The organism is Haloarcula regularis (assembly GCF_029338315.1).
Taxonomy (GTDB): domain Archaea; phylum Halobacteriota; class Halobacteria; order Halobacteriales; family Haloarculaceae; genus Haloarcula; species Haloarcula regularis.
Genome location: NZ_CP119794.1, coordinates 1,405,376 through 1,423,932 on the forward strand (window position 1 = coordinate 1,405,376; position 18,557 = coordinate 1,423,932).

Sequence of the window (18,557 nt, forward strand, 5' to 3'; positions counted from 1 at the left end):
ACCGGGGAGCGTGGGTTTTTACGTCGGACGGTTGACGAGGGGACATGGACGACTCGGCCGACCAGCCGAGCGACACGATAGAGGAACGGGCCGAGGAGAGCACGCAGTTCCTCTGGCTCTTGCTCGACGCCGACAGGCGCGTCGTCGCAGGCGTCTTCTCGGCCGTCCTGTTCGTCGCCGTCGTTGCCGCCGGCGTGCTCCACCCGACGCCGGCACAGACGCTGCTCACGCGGGGCGACCCCGTCGAGACGCTCTACCAGGCGCTCATCACGGGCACCATCACCGGCGTGACCCTCGTCCTGACGCTGAGTCAGCTGCTCCTCTCACAGGAGCTGGGCGCCGTCGGCGACCAGCGCGACCGGATGGAGGGCGCGATGCGGTTCCGGGACGACGTCGCCGACGCCGTCGGGACGACGGTGAGTCCGGCCGAGCCCTCGGCCTTCCTGCGCTCGCTGGTCCGGGCGACGGGCGAGCAGGCCGAGACGATCCGGGACAGCGTCGAGGAGAGCGACCTGAGCGAGGACGCGAAGACGTCGCTGACGCGGTACGTAGACTCCGTCGTGGGGAACGCCGAGACGGTCACCGACGCGCTCGAGGGGGCCACCTTCGGGGAGTTCGACCTGCTGAAGGCCGCCCTGAACTACAACTACTCCTGGAAGCTCTACGCGGCCCGGCGCATCCGCGAGGAGCACGCCGACGCGCTCCCGGCCGACGTCGACGACCAGCTCGGGGACCTGGCCGAGACCCTGGAACTGTTCGGCCCCGCCCGCGAGCACTTCAAGACGCTGTACTTCCAGTGGGAGCTGTCGAACCTCTCGCGGGCGCTCCTGTACGTCGCGGTGCCGGCCCTGGCCGTCGCCATCGTCGCGCAGGTGTTCTTCGACCCGCGGGACTTCACGGGAGTCACGGCCGGCGCGGCGGACTCGCTGTGGATCCTCGCGGCGACGACGACGCTCTCGCTGGCGCCCTTCACCATCCTGCTGGCGTACGTCCTCCGCATCGTGACGATCACCAAGCGGACACTCTCCATCGGCCCCTTCATCCTCCGGGAGACGGACCGCTCGGTCGACGTCGACTGGGACTGAGAGCCCGGTGGCCTACGGTTTTTTCTACCCAACGGTCGTCTCGCCGACACATGACGCCCCTGTCGACCGGCGCGCTCATCGTGTTCGCGCTGGTCGGGGCCGCTCTGGTGCTGTTCGTCACCGAGTGGCTCCCACCGGACATGACCGCCATCGCCGTCCTGGTCGCGCTCGCGGTGCTCGAGCCCCACACCGGCGTCTCCCCACGGGCGGCCATCGAGGGCTTTGCCAGTCCGGCCGTCGTCACCATCGTCGCGATGTACATCCTGAGCGCGGGCGTCGAGGACGCCGGCATCGTCGACTGGCTGGGCGGGAAGCTGGCGACGGCGACCGGCGGCGACGAGCGCCGCCTGCTTGCCGCCGTCGTCGGGACGACGGGCGTGAGCGCGGGTTTCGTCAACAACACGCCCGTCGTCGCCATCTTCATCCCGCTGGTGACCGGGCTGTCGGACCGCTACGGGCTCTCGCCCTCGCGGCTCCTGCTGCCCCTCTCCTACGCCGCGATGCTCGGCGGGACGCTCACCCTCGTGGGGACCGCGACGAACCTGCTGGCGAGCGACTTCGCCGCCCAACTGCTCGGACGGCGCCTCTCGATGTTCACGCTGACACCCGTCGGCGTGGTGGTCCTGCTCGTCGGCGTCGCCTACCTCCTGACCGTGGGCCGGTGGCTGGTCCCCGAGCGGGTCCACCCCGCGGCGGACTTCACCGAGGAGTTCGACATGGACCGGTACCTCGCGCAGTTGCAGGTCCGCGAGTCCTCGCCGCTCGTCGGCCTGACCGTCTCGGAGGCGCTCGACCGGACGGTCCCCGACGAGGTTCGTGCCACCGCCGCCGAGACGCTGGGCGAGCCACTCCGGCTGACGCCGACATCGAGGCCGTCGCCGCGGTCAGGAGCCTCGTCGACGTCGACGTCCTCCAAGTCGACCACGACGGCGACTCCTTCTTCGCGACGGCCACCGACCGGCCCCTCGAAGCGGGGGACGTCCTGACGGTCCGGGGGAGTCGCCAGTCCGTCAACCGCTTCGGGGAGTCGTTCGGCCTGCGCCAGCTGCCCCGGGAGTCCGTGACCGAGGAACTGCTCGCGGAGAGCGGGCACGCCGGTATCCTCGCTGAAGCCGTCGTCCACGGGGAGTCCAGGCTCCGCGGGCGGACGCTGGCCGACGCGCAGCTGCGCTCGCGCTTCGACGTGACGGCGCTTGCCATCCGACGGGGCGACAGCATCGTCAGGGAGGACCTCGCCGGCGTCACGCTGGAGGCAGGCGACACACTTCTCGTCCAGACACCCATCGACGAGATACTCCACTTAGACGAGGAGGGCTATCTCTCGCTCACCGAGGGGCCGCCGGAGCTGTTCGACGTCATCCACGACGTGGAACCGCCCGACCTCGACGCCGGGGCCTTGCTCCCGGTCGGTATCTTGCTCGCGGCCATCGCGCTCGCCGCGCTCGACGTCGTCCCCATCTACATCGCCGCGCTCGGGGGCGTCGTTGCGATGGTCGCGATGAACCGGCTGAGCGCCTCGCGGGCCTACGATGCGGTCAGCTGGAACGTCGTCTTCCTGCTGGCCGGCCTCCTGCCGCTCGGCCTGGCGATGCGCGAGACGGGCGGCGCGGCGTTCGTCGGCGAGTTGCTCGTCGGGGTGGCCGGCCTCCTCCCGCCGCTGTTCGTCCTTGCGCTGTTCTACCTCGTGACGGCCCTCGTCGCCGCGATCATCACGCCCGTGGCAACCGTCGTGCTGATGATTCCCATCGCCGTCGCCACCGCCACCCGGACCGGCGTCGCCGGCTTCCCGTTCCTGCTCGTGGTCACCTTCGCCGTGGCCCACGCGTTCGTCACCCCCATCGGGTACCAGACGAACCTCATGGTCTACGGGCCCGGCGGCTACCGGTTCACCGACTTCCTCCGGGTCGGGGTCCCCCTGCAGTTGCTCCTCTGTGTGGTCACCACCCTTGCGGTGGCGTTCGTCTGGCCGCTGTGACCCACGGGGACGCTTAAGAGTCGTAACCGCGTACTGACACGTATGGCCGCCATCGAGGTCGACGGGCTCACCAAGGTCTACGGGGAGACGGTGGCCAACGACGACCTCACGTTCTCGGTCCGCGAGGGCGAGATTTTCGGGTTCCTGGGCCCCAACGGGGCTGGAAAGAGCACCCTCATCAGAATGTTGCTGGGCTTCCAGTCGCCGACGGCGGGGTCGGCGACGGTGCTGGGGCGCGACGTCCGCGACGAACAGGCGCTGCTCGAGGCGAAAGCCGACGTCGGCTACCTGCCGGCCACGCCCGGGTTCGACGAGGGCGTGACCGGTCGGACCTTCCTCGACTACCAGGCCGAGCTCAAGGGCGACGAGCGCCGCGGGGAACTGCTGGACCTGTTCGACCCGCCGCTCGACCGGAAGATACGGGCCTACTCGACGGGCAACAGGCAGATGCTCGCCATCGTCCAGACGTTCATGCACGACCCCGACCTGGTCATCATGGACGAGCCGACCTCCGGCCTGGACCCGCTGAAACAGGAGCACTTCAACGACTTCCTCCGGCGGGAGCGCGACCGAGGGCTCACTGTCTTCTTCTCGTCGCACATCCTCGGCGAGGTCCGGCGAGTCTGTGACCGCGTCGGCATCATCCGCGAGGGACATCTCGCCGCCCTCGAGGACGTCGAGGACCTCCTGGCGCGTGGCGGGAAGCGGGTCCGCGTGACAACGGCCGACCCCGTCGACGCCGCCGACTTCGAGTTCCCCGGCGTCCGCGACGCCGAGTTCGTCGGCCGGCAGGCCCAGTTCACGTTCACCGGCGATTACGACGACCTGGTCGCCCACCTCACCGGGTACGACCTGGTCGACCTCGAGATCGAGGAACCGCCGCTCGAGGACGTCTTCATGCACTTCTATGGCGACGCACCCGTCGATACTGCGTCGGAGCGGAACGGGGACACAGCCACCGGGTCCGGCGACGACCCGGACGCCGGGAGGGACGCGGCAGTGACCGGCATGGAGGCGGACGATGTTTGAGGTGACCCGCTACGAGGCCAACCGCCGCGTCCGGAGCACGCTGGCGCTCGCGGTCGGTCTCGGGCTCTTTGGCCTGCTCGTCATCGGTATCTTCCCGTCGGTGGAGGCGTCCGGCGTCGACTTCGAAGCCTACGTCGAGAGCCTCCCGGACGCGTTTCAGGAGAGCTTCGGCGGGGGCGCCTTCGGAACCATCGAGGGATTTCTCGCCGCCGAGTTCTACCAGTTCGTCTGGGTCCTGCTGTTTGGCCTCTACATGGCCTACACCGCCGGCGGGGCCATCGCCGGCGACGTCGAAAACGGCCGGCTCGACCTCCTGCTTGCCACACCCGTCTCCCGCTCGCGCGTCGTCGTCGAAACGTACCTCTCACTGCTGACGCCCATCGTCGTCCTCAACCTCCTGATGCCGCTGTTTGTCTACGCCGCGGTGCTCCTCATCGGGGAATCCATCCACGTCGTCGACCTCGTGATGGTCCACCTGCTCTCGGTCCCGTACCTGCTTGCCTGTACCAGCATCGGGATGCTGCTCTCGGTCCTGGTTCCCCGCGGTGATCTGGCCCAGCGGGGCGGTATCGCGACCGTTTTCCTGCTTTTCGTCTTCGACTCGGTGACCGCCGCCACCGACTTCGAGGCGCTCGGAGCCGTCTCGCCCACGCGCTACTACGACACGACCGAGATTCTCGTCGACCAGACCTACGATGTCGCCGGGGCCATCGTCCTCCTGCTAGCCGCGTTCGTCCTGCTCGCCGTCACACGGGCGCTCTTCCTCAGGGCCGACCTATGAACGTGACAAACACTTTTCACCTCGCCCGTCGTCTATCGACCATCGAAACCCGAACGCGATGAACCGCCTTGCCCTCCTCCTCGTCGTCTGTCTCCTCGTTGCCCAGCCGCTGGTCGTCACCGGCGCCACACGTGACCCCAACTTCAGCGCCAGCGTCCCGGAGCCGACGCTGTTTCCCGGGAGCGAACAGACGGTGATCGTCGAGCTCGTCAACGACCCGGACAACGTCGACAACGAGGCGATCACTGCCAGGCAGGTGACTGTCGAAGCGACGGCCGGGGAGACACCGTTTACCATCCAGTCCGGCCCCCGTTTCCTCGACAGGATGCCGGACAGCGAACGCGCCTCGGTACCGATTCGGCTCGTCGTTCCCGCCGACACCGAGCCAGGAACCTACGAGATCCCGTTGACCGTCGACTACGTGTTCGGCGACGGGAACGACGAGGAGAGTGATACCGTCCGGGCGACGGTCAGGGTCGCCGACCGGCCGCGCCTGCGCATCGTCGACGTCGAGTCCGACGTCGCCGTCGGCGAACGCGGCACCGTCTCGGTGACCGTCGAGAACGTCGGCTCGGCGACGGCCAGCGACGCCCGGCTCGCGCTCTCGGCGGCGGGGACCGACCTCTCCTTCAGTGGGCGCGAGTCGGCCAGCCGGTTCCTCGGCCGCCTGGCCCGCGGCGACCGGGCGACAGTCACCTACACGCTCTCGGCCGACGGCGACGCCCGCAGCGAGGAGTACGCGCTCACTGCGACGGCGGCCTACACGGACCAGAACGGCTTCGACGTGTCACAGGCCCTCGGTGCCGTCGGGGTGACCCCGCAACCGGAGCTGCAGTTTGCCGTGCGCGACGTCGCCGCCGACCTGCACGCCGGCGTCGAGAGCACGGTCAGCGGGACGCTCACCAACCGGGGGAACCGGACGGCGCGGAACGTCGTCGTGACGCTGTCCTCGCCCTCGACGTCGCTTCGCTTCGGCGAGCCGAGCGTCCCGGTCGGCGACCTCGAACCGGGCGCCAGCCGCCCGTTCGCGTTCCCGGTGGCCGTGCCCGCGGCGGCCGAGGGCGGTCCCCGCCCGGTCACCGTCGGCGTCGAGTACCGACTGGACGCCGACACCGCGGATCAGCGCCGCCACCTGGACGTCCGGGTGCTGTCGGTCCCGGTCGGCGACGCCGACCTGCTCGCGCTCTCGGCGGTCGACGCCACCTACACGCCGGGCACCGACGGGACACTGCGCGTCCGGGTCCAGAACGTCGGCGACCGGCCGCTCCGGGACGTCGAACCGCGACTCGACGCGGCCGCGCCGTTTTCCAGCGAGGCGCCGCGAGCGTACGTCGAGTCGCTCGACCCCGGCGAGTCCGCGACCGTCGCGTTCGACCTCTCGGTGTCGCCCGACGCCGTCACGAACACGCACTCGCTCCCGGTAAACGTCACGGCGCGGACGGCGTCGGACCGACCCGTCCGGACCGGCCCGCTGACCGTCCCCGTCTCCGTCGTCGACCGCGACCTGTTTGCCGTGACTGGCGTCAACACCACCGTCCCGCCCGACTCCGAGACGCGGATTCGCGTCCGGGTCGAGAACGTCGGCGACGAACCGCTCCGGGACGTCAAGCCGCAGTTCGAGCCCGCGCCGCCGTTTTCCAGCGAGGCCCCACAGACCTACGTCGCGTCGCTTGCCCCCGGCGAGTCGGCGGTCGTGACGTTCCAGGTGTCGGTCGCGGAGGACGCGGTCCCGAGCTCGCACTCGCTGCCCGTGACGGTCGTCGCGACGGACGCGGACGGCGATACGGTCCGTGACGGCCCACACGACGTCGCGGTCGACGTGGCCGTCGAAGAAGGCGCGGCCGGCAGCGTGGTCGTCCTCGGCGTGGGCGTGGTCGTCGTCGCCGTCGTCCTCGGCGTCGGCTACTGGTGGCTTCGCCGCTAGGACTGCTCGTCCTCTTTCAGCTCCTCGAGCTCTGACTCGACCTCGCTGTCGTCGACGGTCGACGCCTCGGTCGCGTCATCGCCGTCCGACTCCAGTTCCGCCTCCAGATCCACGTCCGTCTCGGACTCGGCGGGCTCGTCGGCTTTGCCCATCTCGGCTTTCAGCGTGTCCAGTTCGGCGTCGACCTCGCCGTCCTGCTGGAGCTCCTCCAGCTCCCGATCGAGCTGGTCCTTGTCGGAGAGCTGGTCGTCGAGGACGCCGTCCTCGCGCAGTTCGTCCATCGCCTGGGCGCGGGCCTCCATGTCCTCGGTCTGTTCCTCGGCGCGTTCGATGGCGCGGCTGACGTCGGCCATCTCGTCGCCGGCCCCGGTCATGGCTTCGTTGACGCGCGCGGACGCTTGCGCGGCCTCGTGGCGGGCCTTCATCGTCTCTTTCTTGGTCCGGAACTGCTCGATCTGGCGCTGGAGCTCGTCTTTCTGCTCGACCAGGCGGTCCTGCTGGGCCTGGAGATCCTGGATCTGGCTGTCCAGTTCCTCGATCTGGGTCATCTTCTGTTTCTTCTTCTCCAAGGCCTGGCGCGCGAGGTCGTCACGGTCCTGCTTGACGGCCTGCCGGGCCTGGTCGTTGTGCTTCTCGACGTTCTCCTCGAGACGGCGCTTCTGGATCTCGAGGCGCTTCTTCTGTGTCGTGAGGTCCGCGATGCCCTGTTTGACGTCCTGGAGTTCGTTGCGCAACTGCTCGTAGGAGTAATCGAGCGTCTCGGTCGGGTCCTCGGCGCGGTTGAGGACCGCGTTGAGCTTCGACCGGATGACGTAGGACGCACGTGAGAGGATTCCCATACCAGCAGATTCGGGGCCGTAGACTTAAATTTCTTACACGCAGGGCGCGAGTGACAGACGATGAGCGAGCCAGTGCGTCTCCCCGGCGGGCGCGACGTCGTCGGGACGCTCGATTCGCCGGCCGCCGACCGCGCGGTCGTCGCCTGCCCGCCACACCCGCAGTTCGGAGGGTCCCGGTCGGACCAGCGGCTCCGTGCCGTGAGCGACGCGCTCGCGCCCGACGTCGCCGTCCTCCGCATCGACTACGGGCCGTGGGACGAGGGACGGGGCGAACGCGGCGACGCCGAGCGGGCCGTCGCGTGGGCCGCCGAGCGATTCGCCTCGGTGGGGCTGTTCGGGTACAGTTTCGGTTCGGGCATCGCGATTCGGGCTGCCGCAGCCCTGAGCGATGACAGCGAGGCCGACGCGCCAGCGGCCCTCTCGGCGCTCGCCCCGCCGGCCGAGAGTGGCGGCGAGTCGGTGGCCGACGCGCTCGACGGCGTCCGGTGTCCGACCCAGGTCGTCTACGGCGGGCGCGACGACACTGTCGACTGGCGGCCGGTCGTCGAGCGAGCGCGGGACCGGGGCCACGCGGTCGAGTCGCTCCGGGCCGACCACCACTTCGTCGGCCAGACCGCGACGGTGGGCGACGTCGTCGCCGCGTTCTTCCGCGCGCACCGCTGATCAGCCGACGGTCTGGAGCACGGACCCGCCGCCGGTCGTCCAGTCGAGCACGACGACGCGGCCGTCGCCGTAGCGGACCAGAATCTCGTCGTCGCCGTCGCCGTCGAGGTCAGCCGTCGAGGCGAACGTCCAGATACGGACGTCCCGCTCGTAGGCCGCCCGCTCCTCGCCGGTCGCGCCGTCGAGGACCGCGACGGTGCCGTCGTTGGTCACCGCGACCACGTCCCGGGTGCCGTCGCCGTCGACGTCGCCCAGCACCGGCGCGAACATCGACTGACGCTCGCCCCCGCCCAGGGGCGTCTCCCACTCGACGCGGCCCGAGGTGACGTCGACCGCGACGACGGTGTTGTCGCCCACGCCCGCGTACACCTCCGTATCGCCGTCGTCGTCGGCGTCACCGGTGGCGTGGATACGAGGTGTCCCGGACACCGTCCGGTTCCACCGTTGGTCGCCCGTCGCACCGCCGAGCGCTGACAGGGTCTGGTCGTCGCCGGCGAGCACCGTCGTCCCGCCGGCCGTGTCCGCGACGGTCACCTCCGTCGCGGGGACCGAGACGTTCCACAGGACCGTTCCGTCGCCCGCGAAGGCGACGACCCCGTCGCCGCCGCCGACGAGCACCTCCCGGTTCCCGTCGCCGTCGACGTCGGTGAGCCACGGGCGCGCCCAGACGGGCATGTCCGTCTCGGCCCGCCAGGCCGTCGTGCCGTCGCTCCGCGCGAGCACGACGGTCCCGCCGATGTCGCTGGTCGCCAGTTCCAGGCCCGGCCCGCCGGTCACGTCGCCCACCGCGGGCTGGCCGTAGCCGTACGTGTCTAGCGGGACGCGCCACTCTTCGACCCCCGTGTCGGCGTCGAGGACGACCAGCGCGTGCTGGGTCGTGCTGACCGCGACCTCCAGGTCGCCGTCGTCGTCGACGTCCACGACGGCCGGCTGGGTGAGCGCGTGGGTGAAGCAGTCCTCGGCGGGCACCGACCAGTTCCACAGCGCCGTACCGTCGCGTGGGTCCAGGCGGACGAGCGAACAGGAGTGGGGGCCGATGGGTTCGGCGTTCGGGACGGCCGCCACGGGAGCGACGACCACCTCGTCGTGCGGGCCGACACCGACGGCGTGGTGGTTCACCTCGTTCTCTCTGGCGGTGTCGCTCACCCACTGCTGGTCGAGGCCGCCGCCGCTCCCGACGAACCCGACGGCGACGGCACCCGTGAGGGCAGCGACGACGGCCAGCGCGACGACGACGGTCCGGAGTCGCATCGTCGCTCACTCCCCGTCGGCCGGGGATAAGCCCATCTATCGTGTGCGCCCGTCGGGCAAGAGCGGTACCTACTTGCCCGCCGACGGGCGAGTGCCGGCAATGAGTCGTCGCTGGCAGCCGGCACTTCCGGCCGCCCTCCTCACCGTGCTCGCGCTCGTCGGGACGGCCGGCGTCGCGAGCGCCCACGGCGCCGTCGGTGGGGGCATCGAGGCGCCGATTCCGCTGTGGCTGCTCTACGGCGGGGCCGGGCTGACCGTCGCGGTGACGGCCGGCTGGCTCGCCGTGGGCGAGGACCGGACGGGACGGGTGGCGGTCGACTGGGCTGTCACGGTGCCGCCGGGGGTCGTCCGCGCCAGCGTAGTCGGCGGGCGCGCGCTCGGCCTGCTGGCGCTCGTCGCCGTCGTCGCTGGCGGCCTCCTCGGGCCGCAGGTCCGTGCAGAGAACGTCGCGACGGTCCTGTTCTGGCCGGTCTGGCTGAAGGGGCTCGGACTGGTCGCCATCCTGGTCGGGAGCCCCTGGCGCGTCGTCTCGCCGTGGGCGACGCTCTACGAGGGACTCTCGTGGCTCGAGGGGCGGGAACTCGGACGCTGGGCGTATCCCGACCGCCTCGGCGTCTGGCCGGCGCTCGCGGGTTTCCTCGTCCTCGTCGGCGTCGTCGAGAACCTCACCACGGTCCCGCGCTCGCCGCGCCTCACCGCGACCGCCGTCGCCGCCTACGCACTCGCGATGGTGGTGGGCGCGCTGGCGTTCGGCCGGCCCTGGCTCCACCGGGCCGACACGTTCGCGGTTCTCTACCGCCTGCTCGCCCGCGTCTCGCCGCTGTCCGTCGAGCGCGAGCGGGGCCACTATCGCCTCTATGCTCGCGGCCCGTGGCGGGCCTGCACCCGGCCGGTGGCCGACTGCTCTGTCGTCGCCGTTGCCGTCGCGGCGGTGTACACCGTCAGTTTCGACGGCCTCACCGAGACGCCGGAGTTCCAGGCGCTGCTGACTGCGCTGACGGGCGACGGCGGCCCGACGCCGACGGCAGTCGGCCTCTACCTGGGCGGGTTCGCGCTCTTTCTCGCCAGTTACGGCATCGCCGTCTGGACCGTCGACCGAATCGCCGGCCCCACCGGATGGACCGCGACGGCGACGGCGTTCGCCGGGTCGGTGGTGCCCATCGCCGCGGCCTACGAGGTGGCCCACACCTACCCGTTCGTGCTGCGAAACCTGGGGACGCTCGTGGGGCTGGCGACCGGCGGCGCACTCACGCCCGCCCTCACCGCCTGGCTCCCGGTGGCCGGGTTCTGGGCGTCGCAGGTGGGCCTGGTCGTCGGCGGCCACCTCGTCGCCGTCGTCGCGGCCCACGCCGTCGCCACCGACCGGTACGGCCGCCGTGTGGGTCGGCGCGCCCACGCCCCGCTCGTCGTGGTCATGGTGGGCTACACCGTCCTCTCGCTCTGGATCATCTCGCGTCCGGTCGTCGCATAGGCGCAGGTGGCGGGCTCTCAGGGACAATATACTTAATATACATCATGATAATTAATACGCCATGGCAATACTTGCCAGGCCGAGTGTCGCGCGGACGACCCGACACGGGACGGTCTCGCTGGTCGCCGGGTTCGCCGCCGGACTGGCCCTCTTTCTGACGGTCGGTGCCGCGCTCGACGACGCCATCTTCTCCGCGCTGGCGCTGGCCGTGCTGGTGACGGTCCACCGGTTCGTCCCCACGTAGCACTGTCGCGGTTGGCCTCGGCTCGACCGCTAGGTTTCCGGGCCGACCGGGTCCAACGTTCGGTGTCTCGACAGTGCCACGCGGTGGCGAAGATGGCGCGCTCCGAAACCGTTTTGACGACACGGGATTCACCGTCAGTATGCCGACCGAACCCGAAACGGACTACGACCCGGAACTGGGTCGGAAGTTCATCTTCGTCACCGGTGGCGTGATGTCAGGCCTGGGCAAGGGCATCACCGCCGCCAGCACGGGCCGTCTTCTCAAGAACGCGGGGTTCGACGTGACAGCGGTCAAGATCGACCCCTATCTCAACGTCGACGCCGGGACGATGAACCCGTTCCAGCACGGCGAGGTCTACGTGCTGAAAGACGGCGGCGAGGTCGACCTGGACCTGGGGAACTACGAGCGGTTCCTCGACATCGACATGACGTTCGACCACAACGTCACGACGGGCAAGACCTACCAGCACGTCATCGAGAAGGAGCGCGCCGGCGACTACCTCGGTCGCACGGTCCAGATCATCCCACATCACCGACGACATCAAGCGGCGCATCCGCGAGGCCGCCGAGGGCAACGACGTCTGTATCATCGAGGTCGGCGGCACCGTCGGCGACATCGAGGGGATGCCCTACCTCGAAGCGCTGCGCCAGTTCGCCCACGAGGAAGACGAGGGGGACATCCTCTTTACCCACGTCACGCTCGTCCCCTACTCGAAGAACGGCGAGCAAAAGACCAAGCCGACCCAGCACTCCGTGAAAGAACTGCGCAGCATCGGCCTCCAGCCGGACATCCTGGTGGGCCGGTGTTCGGACAAGCTCGACATCGACACGAAGGAGAAGATCGCGCTGTTCTGTGACGTCCCCACCGAGGCTGTCTTCTCGAACCCGGACGTCGACGACATCTACCACGTCCCGCTGATGGTCGAGGAGGAAGGCCTCGACGAGTACGTGATGGAGCGACTGAACATCGCCGACGAGGCCCTGCCAGAGGGGAAGCGAGAAAATCGCTGGCGCGACCTCGTCACCCAGAACACCGAGGGCGAGGTGGAGGTCGCGCTGGTCGGCAAGTACGACCTCGAGGACGCCTACATGTCGGTCCACGAGGCGCTGAAACACGCCGGCCTGGAGAAGAACGTCGACGTCAACGTCACCTGGGTCGACTCCGAGAAGATGAACGACCGCCACACGCTCCGCATGGAGGACGCCGACGCCATCGTCGTCCCCGGCGGCTTCGGCTCCCGGGGGACCGACGGGAAGGTCGAGGCCATCCGCTACGCCCGCGAGAACGACGTGCCCTACCTCGGGCTCTGTCTGGGCTTCCAGCTCGCGGTCATCGAGTACGCCCGGAACGTCCTCGGCCTCGATGGGGCCCACTCGACGGAACTCGACGAGGACACGCCCCACCCCGTCATCGACATCCTGCCCGAGCAGTACGAAGTCGAGGACATGGGCGGGACGATGCGCCTGGGCGCCCAGGAGACCGACATCGAACCCGGGACGCTCGCCGCCGCGCTGTACGGCGGCGACTCCTGTACGGAGCGCCATCGCCACCGCTACGAGGTCAACCCCGAGTACATCGAGGACCTGGAGGCCGGCGGCCTGCACTTTTCCGGCCGCGACAACAACCGCATGGAGATTCTCGAACTCGCACCCGACGACCACCCCTACTTCATCGGGACGCAGTTCCACCCCGAGTTCCGCTCCCGACCGACGCGGGCGAGTCCGCCCTTCGTCGGCCTGCTGGAGGCGGTGCTGGGCGAGAATCCCCACGAGGCTGACGCCGAGCAGGAGGTGAGCCACTGATGGTCGACGTCGAGGAGTTCATCGCGGACGCGAAGGCCGAGATCGCCGAGCAGATCGGCGACAAGCACGCCGTCATCGGGCTCTCGGGCGGCGTCGACTCCTCTACCGCCGCCGCCCTGGCCTACGAGGCCATCGGCGACCAGCTGACCGCGGTGTACGTCGACACCGGTCTCATGCGGAAAGGCGAGACCGACGAGATCCGCGAGACGTTCGACTACATGGACTCGCTGCGCATCGTCGAAGCCCAGGACCGGTTCCTCGAGGAGCTCGAGGGCGAGACCGATCCCGAAGAGAAGCGCCACATCATCGGCGAGCAGTTCATCCGGGAGTTCGAGACCGTCGCCCGCGAGGTCGAGGCCGACTACCTCGTCCAGGGGACCATCTACCCCGACCGCATCGAATCGGAGGGGACCATCAAATCGCACCACAACGTCGGCGGCCTCCCCGAGCGCATCGACTTCGAGGGCATCGTCGAGCCGATGCGGAACCTCTACAAGGACGAGGTCCGCGAGGTGGCCCGCGCGCTGGACTTAGAGGAGATCATCTCCGAGCGGATGCCGTTCCCCGGCCCCGGCCTGGCCGTGCGCATCATCGGCGAGGTCACCGAGGAGAAACTGGAGGTGGCCCGCGAGGCCAACCACGTCGTCGAGGAGGAACTCGAGGAGTACGAGCCGTGGCAGGCGCTCGCCGCCGTCATCGGCAAGGCCACGGGCGTCAAGGGCGACAACCGCGTCCACGGCTGGGTCGTCGCCGTCCGCTCCGTCGAGTCGCGCGACGGGATGACCGCCCGCGCCCAGGAGATAGACTGGGAGACGCTCCAGCGCATGCAGAGCCGCATCACCGGCGCCCACGAGAACGTCGCCCGCGTCGTCTACGACGTGACCCACAAACCGCCCGCGACCATCGAGTACGAATGAAGGTGACAGTCGTCGGTTCGGACCCGGACAGCGTGGCGGCCGCACTCGAGGCGGAGGGCCACGAGGTCACCGTCGCCGACGTCGGCAACCGCCCCGGGCTGGAGGAGGCCGGCATCCACGACGCCGAGGTGTACCTGCTGACCGAGATGGCACAGGCCACCTCCATCGTCGTCGCGAAGGACCTCAACCCGGACCTGCGTGTGGTCGTCTACGCCGAGGGGTCGCTGCCGGACTTCGCGAGCCGCCAGACCGACCTCGTCGTGGACCCGAACCTGCTGAGCGCCGAGGCCGTCGCCGAGGAGCTGTAGGTCGTTTTCAGAGGGTCTCGGCCAGCGCCGCCAGCCGCTCGCTCCCCCGTACGCGGAAGGGCACGCCGTGACCCGGGCCGGCCACCTCGAAGTCGCCGGCGCGGTGGGAGAGGCGGCGGATGCTCACCGGGACTTCGCGCGTGTTGGCGCTGAGGTGCCACGGCGACGGGACGAACTCGCCGCCGGACTCGCGAACGCAGTCACCGAGGAAGGCCACCCCCAGGTCCTCGCTGACGTAGGAGACGTGGCCCCGGGTGTGGCCCGGGGTGTGATAGGCGGTGAAACTGCCGACGGTGTGCCCGTCGGCGACCGTCTCGACGGGGTTCGACGGCGCGTCGACCACGAACGAGGCGACCCGCTGGACCGCCCCCTTCAGCGTCCCGACCGACGGCGTCCTGTCGCCGGTCACCAGCGGCGCGTCGGCCACGCCGGTGTAGATGGTCAGGTCGACACCGTCGAACGACGGGAGCCCACCCACGTGGTCGAAGTCGTAGTGTGTCAACAAGATCCGGTCCAGGTCGGTGAACTCGTAGCCCGCCCGGTTGATACCGGAGACGAGCGCGTTCCCGTGCCAGGGCATCCCCGCGTCGACGAGCGTCAGCGTGCCGCCGTCGTCGACGAGGTAGGCGTTGACCCCGCCCAGGTCGTACCACCACACGCCGTCCGCGAGTGCCGTCACCATACCGGGGCGTTGGGCCAGCGATAACTAATACTGTCGGGCTGGCAGGGCCGTGAGAGCGGGCCCGAACCGCGTGACCGGGCCGCCGCTGAGTCACACCCGAGAGAGCTCGTAGCTATCGGCCGGGCAGCGGTATCGGGTCAGGAGCCGTCGGCTGGCGTCCGTCGAGTCCGTCGCGCGGTCGACCGCGTAGGCCGAGAACGTGCAGGCGTCCGGGGTGAACTCGACGACGGCGTAGCCCCAGCGGTGGCTGTCGAAGAACTCGACGTGTGGGTTCTCGTCTTTGACGAAGTCGGCGATGAGCCGTCGGGTCTCGCGGTCGTTCGGCAGCGAGAGCAGGTCCCTGAGGTTCCGACTCGTCACCGCGGGCGTCATGAACTCCACGCCGGCGCGGTCCCCGTCGCGCTCGACGTAGCCCGTGAGCGTGCTGTGCATGTCGCCGGTGAGCGCGACGAAGGCGGCCTCGCCCGCCTCGGCGCTGTCGAGGATGCGCTCGCGCTCCTCGGGGAACGCGTCCCAGGCGTCGCCGTTCAGGACGTCGACGGCCCCCAGGTCGAGGTCGAACTCCATCGCGAGGACCTCGTTGACCCAGGCGGCCCACGCCGCCGACGACTCGGACAGGCGGTCGGTGAACCAGTCGCGCTGGGTCGACCCGAGCATCGTCTCGGCCAGGTCGTCGCCGTCGTCGTTCTCCCTATCGTCGTCCTCGCCCTCATCGTCACGGCCGCTCCCGTCGCTCGCACCGTCGTCGGGCCGGGCGCCGAGCTGCGAGCCGTCGGTCGGGCTGGTCCGGTAGAGGCGCTCGTCGGTGACGAGCAGTTCCACGAGGTCCCCGAACCGGAACGACCGCCAGAGTTCCAGCTGATCCAGGACCGACTCGGCGTCGGGGTCGTAGGGGACCCGCGTGGGCGTGTACTCCCACCACGCGCGGATGCCGTCGGCGAACAGCCGGGTCATGAACTCGCCGTCGTCGTTCCGGGGATGGTCGCCTTCGCCCGCGTACGGCCGTTCTTCGCTGTAGTTCCAGTAGCGGTTGTTGACTATCTCGTGGTCGTCCCAGGTCTGGACCAGCGTGTGGACCGACAGCGCCTCCTGGAGGAAGGCGTCGGAGCGGTAGGTCCGGTGGAGGTGGCGGTAGTCCTCGAGCCCCATCGCGACGGACTCCCCGCTGGGCAGCGACAGCGACCGGCCGGGGACGTCGCCGTCCCCACCGCGCTCGTAGATGAAGTCGCCGAGGTGGACCAGGAAGTCGACGGATTCGTCCGCGAGGTGGTGGAACGCGCCGTAGTACCCCCGGCGGTAGTTCTGACAGGTCGCGAGCCCGAGCCGGACGCTGTCGGGACTGGCGTCGGCCGCGGGGAGCGTCCGGCAGCGGCCGACCGGACTGGTCGCGCCGTCGGAGGCGAACCGGTAGGCGTACTCGGTGTCGGGGTCGAGACGCCCGTCGAGGTCGACCTTGACCGTCCCGTCGTGGTCGCCGAGACGGTCGGCCGGGACCGACCACGAACCGACGACGTCCTCGAAGGAGTCGTCGCGGGCCACGGTCACCTGCAGGGGCGTCCCGTCGTCGACGGCGTCGGGTGCGACTCGCGTCCAGAGAATCACGCCGCTCGTCGTCGGGTCCCCGCTGGCGACGCCCTGGGGGAAGACCGTCACCGACTGGTCGCCGGTCCCGTCGGCGACGCTCGCGGCCGGGAGGTCGGGCACGCCGTGGGCGCGGGCGACCCCGTCGACCGGGAGCGCGGCGGCCAGTGTCGCAGCCAGGACCCGCCGGCGGCCCGCGTCGATGGCTGATTCATCAGGCATACCCGCCCCAGGCGACGCGGGCAGATTGTAATCCGAGTCTTAGCGAGCTGCCGACCACGCTAACTCGAGCTTACGTGGGAACGCGACCGCTCGCGGGGCACTCCGCCCGTCGCGTCTCCGTACGGAACCGGGCGAGTATCGAATCGTCGTTCGTGACAGTCCCGTGTGCGAATCCGAACCCCTAAGTGAACCCTTGGAAGTCGTCTAGTCGATGACACGCCCAGGGACGCACACCGACAGGTCGGCGTATCCCCAGCTCTCCGGTCCCCTCTTCGAGGCCGTCCAGCGGTCGAGTACCTTCGCGGACTCGAAGACCTTCGTCGACAGCGTGCCGACGACGGCCCCCGAGACCATCCGCGAGCGGTTCGCGGCGGCCGACGACCCCGACCTCGCGTCGTTCGTCGCCGAACACTTCGACCTCCCGGACCGCGACCCGCCCACGCTGGAGACGCCGACGGACACGTCGATGCTGGCCCACATCGACGACCTCTGGTCGTTCCTGGACAGCCCGGCCGACGACGGCCGGGCGCACTCGACGCTCCTGGCGCTCCCACGTCCGTACGTCCAGCCGGGCAACCGGTTCCGCGAGATATACTACTGGGACACCTACTTCACGGCCGTCGGGCTGGCGGCGGACGGACAGACACAGCGGGTCCGGGACATGGCCGACAACTTCGCGGCGCTCGTCGACCGCTACGGGTTCGTCCCGAACGGCAACCGGCGCTACTACCTCGGGCGCTCCCAGCCGCCCGTCTTCTGTCAGTACGTCAAGTTACTGGTCGAGGCCGAGGGGCTGGACGCCGGCCTCGAGTACCTGCCGCAGTTACGCCGCGAGCACGAGTACTGGCTGTCGGGCACCGACGCCCTCGGCCCCGAGACGCCCGCCCACCGCCGCGTCGTCCGCCTCGACGACGGCGTCGTCGCCAACCGCTACTGGGACGACCACGCGGGCCCACGGCCGGAGTCCTACCGCGAAGACGTCGAACTCGCCGAACGGGTCGCGCCCGACCGCCGAGCGTCGCTCTACCGCGACGTCCGCGCGGCCGCCGAGTCGGGCTGGGACTTCTCCTCGCGCTGGCAGGCCGACCCCGGCGATATGACCAGCCTCCGGACGACGGACCTCGTGCCGGTCGACCTCAACGCCATGCTGTACGACCTGGAGGCGACGCTTGCCGACTGGTGTCGCCGGACCGGTGACGCGGCCGCCGCGGACCGCTACGAGCGCCTCGCCGGCCGCCGGCGCCACGTCGTCACCGAGTACTGCTGGGACGAGAGCGCGGGCTTTTTCGCCGACTACGACTTCGCCGCCGGCGAGCGCACCGACCGCCGGACGCTGGCCGCCGTCGTCCCGCTGTTCGTCGAGGTCGCCACCGACGAGCAGGCCGCTGCCGTCGCCGCGACCCTCCGCGAGGAGTTCCTCCAGTCGGGCGGCCTGGTGACCACGCTCACCGAGACGGACCAGCAGTGGGACTGGCCGCAGGGCTGGGCCCCGCTGCAGTACATGGCCGTCGTCGGCCTGTGCCGGTACGGCTACGACGACCTGGCCCGCGAGATCGCCGACCGGTGGCTGGACCTGAACCGCCGGGTGTACTGGGAGAGCGGCGCGATGCTTGAGAAGTACGACGTCGTCGCCGGCCGCGAGGCGAGCGACGTCGGCGAGTACGACGTGCAAGTCGGCTTCGGCTGGACCAACGGCGTGGCGCTGGCGCTCGCCCGGACCTTCGAGGAGAGTGACGAGACGCCCCTCCCCGGACGGGCGCGGGCGACGAACTGAAACCCCTCC

General features: G+C 69.9%; 14 protein-coding genes and 2 pseudogenes. 12 read left to right on the top strand and 4 right to left on the bottom strand.

The features are described from left to right. Window positions 1–44: 44 nt before the first annotated feature. The 5 genes and pseudogenes from P1N55_RS07620 (at window position 45) to P1N55_RS07640 (ending at window position 6,794) form a co-directional block, all read left to right on the top strand. Window positions 45–1,085: a hypothetical protein gene (locus tag P1N55_RS07620; protein WP_276278328.1), complete on the top strand. Its 1,041-nt coding sequence runs from the start codon at window positions 45–47 to the stop codon at window positions 1,083–1,085. Between the two features lie 50 nt (window positions 1,086–1,135). Continuing rightward, window positions 1,136–3,060, top strand: a pseudogene (locus tag P1N55_RS07625) (SLC13 family permease). Window positions 3,061–3,102: 42 nt separating this feature from the next. Further along, the gene (locus P1N55_RS07630; protein WP_276278329.1) at window positions 3,103–4,089 is read left to right on the top strand and encodes an ABC transporter ATP-binding protein; all 987 of its coding nucleotides are present in this window, start codon (window positions 3,103–3,105) and stop codon (window positions 4,087–4,089) included. Continuing rightward, a complete protein-coding gene (locus tag P1N55_RS07635) occupies window positions 4,082–4,870 on the top strand; it encodes an ABC transporter permease (protein WP_276278330.1) in 789 nt (262 codons plus the stop codon). Before P1N55_RS07630 ends, P1N55_RS07635 begins: the two co-directional genes overlap by 8 nt. A 58-nt stretch (window positions 4,871–4,928) precedes the next feature. Next, on the top strand, window positions 4,929–6,794 hold the full coding sequence (locus P1N55_RS07640; protein WP_276278331.1) for a COG1361 S-layer family protein: 1,866 nt from the start codon (window positions 4,929–4,931) through the stop codon (window positions 6,792–6,794). Here P1N55_RS07640 and P1N55_RS07645 read toward each other — a convergent pair. Then, window positions 6,791–7,633: a PspA/IM30 family protein gene (locus P1N55_RS07645; protein ID WP_276278332.1), complete on the bottom strand. Its 843-nt coding sequence runs from the start codon at window positions 7,631–7,633 to the stop codon at window positions 6,791–6,793. The two genes, P1N55_RS07640 and P1N55_RS07645, sit on opposite strands and share 4 nt — an antisense overlap. A gap of 60 nt (window positions 7,634–7,693) precedes the next feature. On the opposite strand from P1N55_RS07645, the gene P1N55_RS07650 reads away from it, so the two are divergent. Beyond that, window positions 7,694–8,296, top strand: a complete 603-nt coding sequence (locus P1N55_RS07650) for an alpha/beta hydrolase (RefSeq protein ID WP_276278333.1) — start codon at window positions 7,694–7,696, stop codon at window positions 8,294–8,296. Here the strand turns inward: P1N55_RS07650 and P1N55_RS07655 are convergent, their stop codons facing one another. Continuing rightward, window positions 8,297–9,547, bottom strand: coding sequence for an outer membrane protein assembly factor BamB family protein (locus P1N55_RS07655; RefSeq protein WP_276278334.1), 1,251 nt, complete (start codon window positions 9,545–9,547; stop codon window positions 8,297–8,299). Between the two features lie 100 nt (window positions 9,548–9,647). Here P1N55_RS07655 and P1N55_RS07660 point away from each other — a divergent pair, with 100 nt between their 5' ends. From P1N55_RS07660 to P1N55_RS07680, 5 genes and pseudogenes are all read left to right on the top strand, one after another. Further along, window positions 9,648–11,018 (top strand): hypothetical protein, encoded by a 1,371-nt coding sequence (locus P1N55_RS07660; protein ID WP_276278335.1) that lies wholly within the window; start codon window positions 9,648–9,650, stop codon window positions 11,016–11,018. A gap of 61 nt (window positions 11,019–11,079) precedes the next feature. Further along, window positions 11,080–11,262 carry a hypothetical protein gene (locus P1N55_RS07665; protein WP_276278336.1) on the top strand — a complete coding sequence of 61 codons (183 nt, stop codon included), beginning with the start codon at window positions 11,080–11,082 and terminating at the stop codon, window positions 11,260–11,262. Window positions 11,263–11,401: 139 nt separating this feature from the next. Beyond that, window positions 11,402–13,064, top strand: a pseudogene (pyrG, locus tag P1N55_RS07670) (glutamine hydrolyzing CTP synthase). After that, window positions 13,064–13,981 (top strand): glutamine-hydrolyzing GMP synthase, encoded by a 918-nt coding sequence (gene guaA, locus P1N55_RS07675; RefSeq protein ID WP_276278337.1) that lies wholly within the window; start codon window positions 13,064–13,066, stop codon window positions 13,979–13,981. Before pyrG ends, guaA begins: the two are co-directional and overlap by 1 nt. Then, entirely contained in the window at window positions 13,978–14,289 is a 312-nt protein-coding gene (locus P1N55_RS07680) for a DUF7126 family protein (protein WP_276278338.1), read from the top strand. The genes guaA and P1N55_RS07680 overlap by 4 nt, the downstream gene beginning before the upstream one ends. Window positions 14,290–14,296: 7 nt before the next feature. On the opposite strand, the gene P1N55_RS07685 is transcribed toward P1N55_RS07680, so the two are convergent. Both P1N55_RS07685 and P1N55_RS07690 read right to left on the bottom strand, forming a co-directional pair. Further along, the gene (locus tag P1N55_RS07685) at window positions 14,297–14,971 is read right to left on the bottom strand and encodes an MBL fold metallo-hydrolase (RefSeq protein WP_276278339.1); all 675 of its coding nucleotides are present in this window, start codon (window positions 14,969–14,971) and stop codon (window positions 14,297–14,299) included. 90 nt (window positions 14,972–15,061) lie between these two features. Continuing rightward, window positions 15,062–16,774 carry an alkaline phosphatase D family protein gene (locus P1N55_RS07690; RefSeq protein ID WP_276278340.1) on the bottom strand — a complete coding sequence of 571 codons (1,713 nt, stop codon included), beginning with the start codon at window positions 16,772–16,774 and terminating at the stop codon, window positions 15,062–15,064. 211 nt (window positions 16,775–16,985) lie between these two features. Between P1N55_RS07690 and treF the strand changes: the two genes are divergently transcribed. After that, entirely contained in the window at window positions 16,986–18,548 is a 1,563-nt protein-coding gene (gene treF / locus P1N55_RS07695; protein ID WP_276278341.1) for an alpha,alpha-trehalase TreF, read from the top strand. Window positions 18,549–18,557 lie beyond the last annotated feature (9 nt).

Bases quoted from the DNA above. Each gene is read 5' to 3' on its own strand.
- P1N55_RS07620 (WP_276278328.1), top strand. From the start codon at position 45: ATGGACGACTCGGCCGACCAGCCGAGCGACACGATAGAGGAACGGGCC.
- P1N55_RS07630 (WP_276278329.1), top strand. From the start codon at position 3,103: ATGGCCGCCATCGAGGTCGACGGGCTCACCAAGGTCTACGGGGAGACG.
- P1N55_RS07635 (WP_276278330.1), top strand. From the start codon at position 4,082: ATGTTTGAGGTGACCCGCTACGAGGCCAACCGCCGCGTCCGGAGCACG.
- P1N55_RS07640 (WP_276278331.1), top strand. From the start codon at position 4,929: ATGAACCGCCTTGCCCTCCTCCTCGTCGTCTGTCTCCTCGTTGCCCAG.
- P1N55_RS07645 (WP_276278332.1), bottom strand. From the start codon at position 7,633: ATGGGAATCCTCTCACGTGCGTCCTACGTCATCCGGTCGAAGCTCAAC.
- P1N55_RS07650 (WP_276278333.1), top strand. From the start codon at position 7,694: ATGAGCGAGCCAGTGCGTCTCCCCGGCGGGCGCGACGTCGTCGGGACG.
- P1N55_RS07655 (WP_276278334.1), bottom strand. From the start codon at position 9,547: ATGCGACTCCGGACCGTCGTCGTCGCGCTGGCCGTCGTCGCTGCCCTC.
- P1N55_RS07660 (WP_276278335.1), top strand. From the start codon at position 9,648: ATGAGTCGTCGCTGGCAGCCGGCACTTCCGGCCGCCCTCCTCACCGTG.
- P1N55_RS07665 (WP_276278336.1), top strand. From the start codon at position 11,080: ATGGCAATACTTGCCAGGCCGAGTGTCGCGCGGACGACCCGACACGGG.
- guaA (WP_276278337.1), top strand. From the start codon at position 13,064: ATGGTCGACGTCGAGGAGTTCATCGCGGACGCGAAGGCCGAGATCGCC.
- P1N55_RS07680 (WP_276278338.1), top strand. From the start codon at position 13,978: ATGAAGGTGACAGTCGTCGGTTCGGACCCGGACAGCGTGGCGGCCGCA.
- P1N55_RS07685 (WP_276278339.1), bottom strand. From the start codon at position 14,971: ATGGTGACGGCACTCGCGGACGGCGTGTGGTGGTACGACCTGGGCGGG.
- P1N55_RS07690 (WP_276278340.1), bottom strand. From the start codon at position 16,774: ATGCCTGATGAATCAGCCATCGACGCGGGCCGCCGGCGGGTCCTGGCT.
- treF (WP_276278341.1), top strand. From the start codon at position 16,986: ATGACACGCCCAGGGACGCACACCGACAGGTCGGCGTATCCCCAGCTC.